Source organism: Streptococcus mitis, assembly GCF_001579035.1.
In the GTDB taxonomy this organism is placed as follows: domain Bacteria; phylum Bacillota; class Bacilli; order Lactobacillales; family Streptococcaceae; genus Streptococcus; species Streptococcus mitis_J.
Map to the genome: position 1 here is coordinate 69,066 of NZ_KQ970292.1, position 4,044 is coordinate 73,109.

Annotated in this window: 2 protein-coding genes and 1 pseudogene; all 3 read right to left on the bottom strand. The window is 40.4% G+C overall.

Annotated elements, in window-relative coordinates; genetic code table 11:
* A pseudogene (locus SMIDD26_RS13390) lies at positions 1-421 on the bottom strand (amidohydrolase family protein); the annotation flags it as partial.
* 151 nt (positions 422-572) lie between these two features.
* Positions 573-2,390, bottom strand: a complete 1,818-nt coding sequence (locus SMIDD26_RS10135; protein ID WP_061440021.1) for an acyltransferase family protein — start codon at positions 2,388-2,390, stop codon at positions 573-575.
* A gap of 100 nt (positions 2,391-2,490) precedes the next feature.
* The gene (tgt, locus tag SMIDD26_RS10140; RefSeq protein WP_061440022.1) at positions 2,491-3,633 is read right to left on the bottom strand and encodes a tRNA guanosine(34) transglycosylase Tgt; all 1,143 of its coding nucleotides are present in this window, start codon (positions 3,631-3,633) and stop codon (positions 2,491-2,493) included.
* Positions 3,634-4,044: the final 411 nt, after the last annotated feature.

Below are 4,044 nucleotides of genomic sequence, written 5' to 3' on the forward strand. Positions count from 1 at the left end.
TTTGTGCCCCCTTAAAAGTTTCTGTGAAATATGGACCTTCATAATAAATCCCACGAATCTTAGCACCTGTTGCTTCTTTATAATGGTTTCCAAGATTTTCAGTGACTGCAAGCAATTGCTCATAAGTGGCTGTTAAAGTTGTGGGCAAGAAACTGGTAACACCGGTACTAAGAAGTCCTTCACTCATAGTATGCAATGTACCTTCAATATTGTTGTCCATCACATCTACACCTGCATATCCATGAATATGAGTATCCACAAGACCTGGTGCAATGCTATAACCAGTATAGTCAAGAACCTCTGCTCCTTCAGGAATTTGATCCACATGTTTCCCAAATTTGCCATCAACAAGTTCTAAGTAACCACCACGACGAATTCCGTGTGGGTAGAAAAACTGATCCGCTTTAATATAGTTAGGCATAATGTTAACCTCCTTAAAAGATTGATTCTACAATTTATTATGTCAATTACATTATAAACCTTTCTTTTTTATTTGTAAATGGTATAGACCTATTTTCTAAAGATATTTTAAAAGAGCTGGATTTCTCCAACTCTTCTCTTCTTAATATAAGTTATTTTGATTTGACTGGCTTGTCTTGAGCTGTTTGCAAAGCTGTAGCAATGGTATCTGCATACAATTTTGCTCCTGCTTCAATTTTGCTAGTGTCACTTCCGAAATGGACTTGGTCTGTTCCTGCCCAGATTTCTGGATGTTCCTTAGCAGCTTGATTCCAATCTGCTATCGTGATGTAAGGAGTCGTCTCTGCCAATTCTCTCATATAGGCAGCAGCCTTCTCAACGATGGCATAGGTCTCTTTTGTCTTATCTCCCTCATAAGGAGTCACCAAAACCATATGGTGGCCCTTAGGAAGATTTTTCACGATACTATCCCAATCTTCCTTGTAATTTTCAGGATTATTCACACCAGTTGCAATAACTACCATCTTTGGTAGAAATTTATTCTGGCTATTGTTTAGCATGATTTCATTGGCATTCTTGGTTGTTCTGCTGACCTGAGCATTTATCTGTGCTCCAGGAAGGGCTGTCTGCAAAGCTGTATTTGCCCTTAAAGCCACCGAGTCACCAATTAACATAGTGCCATCAGCAATCCCCAAACTATCAGCTTCTGCTCGTTCTGCCATCACTTTTGTTTGGGCAATATTACTAGCAGCTTGCTTCAAACCATTGACAGTTAAGTCTGTCTCAAACGCTCCCACTTGTGGTGCCAACAAAGTCACTAAGAAGACAATGAAGACCAAGATTCCTGTACTTGTTGCAAGAATTGCGCGAATATAAGGCAGGGGACGAATGGTTTGTAAAATAGGTGTGCTCTTGCCTGCAATCCAAGGTTCCAATACATAAAATGAAAGACTGGCAAATCCATAAGAAAAAATCAAAGTTAATAACACAGCAAGAAGATTTGATGTCAACTGTGAGAAAATAATGTAGAAAGGCCAATGGAAAAGATAAACTGCATAGCTAGTATCCGCTAAAAAGCTAATCATCTTTGGCTCCTGTACGTTAGGAGTCTTCTCATGTAAGACACGCGCCGCCAGAATCATAGCAAGGGCTGCAAGGCTGGCAAGCAAGAAGCCCATAAGATAGGCAAAGAGATAGGTAAATTTGACAAAGAAGGTCAAAATGAGTAAGAAGCCAAAACCTCCTCCAAAAACTAAAAGGGTCTTGCGTAAATCCCAGATTTTATCCAATTGCTTAACTAGGGAAGTCGTCTGACGAACGCCTACAATCGTTGCTAGGATACTTCCCAAAAAGAATGGAGAAACATGAGTTAAACTGGAGAAGTAAACAGAGGAATAAGAGGCCACTAGAAAACTACCAATAAACATGGAGAAGAAGCTGATCAAGAAGGCAGTAGCAGATAAGAGAAAGACCAGCCCCCTCAACTGACCATTTGATTTAGCCTGTTTGGATAAGAACCAAACTGCCAATCCCCAGAGGATATAGTAGTGAACCTCAACAGCCAAGCTCCAATTATGAACAAACAAATGTGGAATGAACTGAGATTCATAACTCCCACCTGTTAGGAGCTCATAGAAGTTGGTCATAAAGCCTAAGACACCCGCAATCTGACCACCAATTCCAGCCACATAATCTTGTCGAACTAGAAAGGTAAAGGGCATGGTTACCAAGACCATCAAAACCACAGGTGGCACAATCCGATAAAAGCGTCTCCTAAAAAATCCAATCAAGTCAATCTCATGATTTTTAGAAAACTCTTCGATGAGTAGAGCCGTAATCAGGAAACCTGAAAATGTGAAAAAGACATCTACCCCGAAAAATCCTCCAGGAAAGATCGTCTGAAAGAAATGATACAAGAGTACCAATAGTAAACCTGTAATCCTAATCAAGGAAAACCATTTAATGCGCATACGAGTTTATTCTCCCTTTCATTGTACACTTTATTCTATCAAAAAAAGAAGAAAAATCCCAAGAGAAAACTTAGGATTTTTAGCTTATATCAATTCCATTTTAGAAATTACGCCCTGACTTATTGTAGCCATATTTTTCCACAAAATACTCACGGAATTCCAAGAGATTGTCATCCATGATGGCTTGTCGCACTTGCTTCATCAGGTTAAGCAAGAAGTAAAGATTATGATAGCTTGTCAAGCGGATACCAAAGATTTCATCAGCCTTGAGTAGGTGACGAAGATAAGCACGTGTATAGTTCTTACATGTGTAACAATCACACTCAGGATCCAGTGGTGTAAAGTCCTCAGCAAACTGAGCATTTTTGACAACCAAACGTCCCTGACTAGTCATACAAGTCCCATTACGAGCGATTCGAGTCGGCAAGACACAGTCAAACATATCCACCCCACGAATCACCCCATCAATCAAGCTATCTGGTGCTCCCACACCCATCAAATAGCGAGGTTTGTTTTCAGGCAGCAGTTGAGTTGTGAAGTCCAAGACAGCATTCATCTCTTCATGGGTTTCTCCCACTGCCAAACCACCGATAGAATAGCCTGGGAAATCCATGCTGACAAGGTCATGAGCCGATTGTCGACGAAGGTCTTCAAAGCCTGCCCCCTGTACAATTCCAAACAAACCTTGGTCATGTGGACGACGATGAGCCTTCAAACCACGCTCAGCCCAACGACTGGTACGCTCGATTGATTTCTTAACGTAGTCGTATGGTTGATAAAACTGAGGACATTCGTCAAAGGACATCATGATGTCTGAACCCAGATTGTTCTGAATAGAGATGGCTTTTTCTGGCGATAGGAACATCTTAGAACCATTGAGATGGTTTTTAAAGGTTACTCCTTCTTCTGTGATATTACGGCTATCTGCTAAGGAATAAACCTGAAAACCACCACTATCTGTCAAAATAGGCTGGTCCCAATTCATGAACTTGTGGAGACCACCAGCGCGTGCGATGAGTTCATCTCCAGGGCGAAGCCAGAGATGATAGGTGTTTGACAGGATAATTCCCGAACCCATCTCCTTCAATTCTTCAGGTGACTGAGTTTTGACAGTGGCTTGGGTCCCAACTGGCATAAACATAGGTGTTGGGAAGGTACCGTGGGGAGTGATGATTTCGCCCAGACGAGCTCCCGTGTGTTTTTCTTTCTTAATCAAACGATATTTGATTGGTGAATCTGACATTTTTTACCTCCGAAGCTGGGAAAGACAGTCCCAGTTCATACTTTGTGCCCGAGGGCATACTGTATGATTTTATCAAAAAAAGCCGGAACTGTCACGAACTATGGTATAAAGAATTTGTGTTTACAAGTACTTTCCGTTGCTTGTTGATAGTTGAGTTTTTACTTATTTTTCTTTTAAATCATTTCTGTCAATTGTCGTTATTTTTTTAAATCGTATTCATCATCGTATTCACTTTTGCCCGTATAGTTGAGAAGGTTGCAATTTAATTCTAATAGTTTACAAAAGGATCAGTGATTAATGCACTGTTTTTATTTTTTACAAAACGCTATATAAAGCTATTTGTTGAAGTTAACGAATCAATTTTCAGAGCAAATAAAAAACCGCAAGCCTGAGCCTGCGGTGAAAGAACAA

What these genes read in the sequence shown, in the direction of transcription:
- tgt (WP_061440022.1), bottom strand. Translation starts at nt 3,633, where the DNA reads ATGTCAGATTCACCAATCAAATATCGTTTGATTAAGAAAGAAAAACAC.
- SMIDD26_RS10135 (WP_061440021.1), bottom strand. Translation starts at nt 2,390, where the DNA reads ATGCGCATTAAATGGTTTTCCTTGATTAGGATTACAGGTTTACTATTG.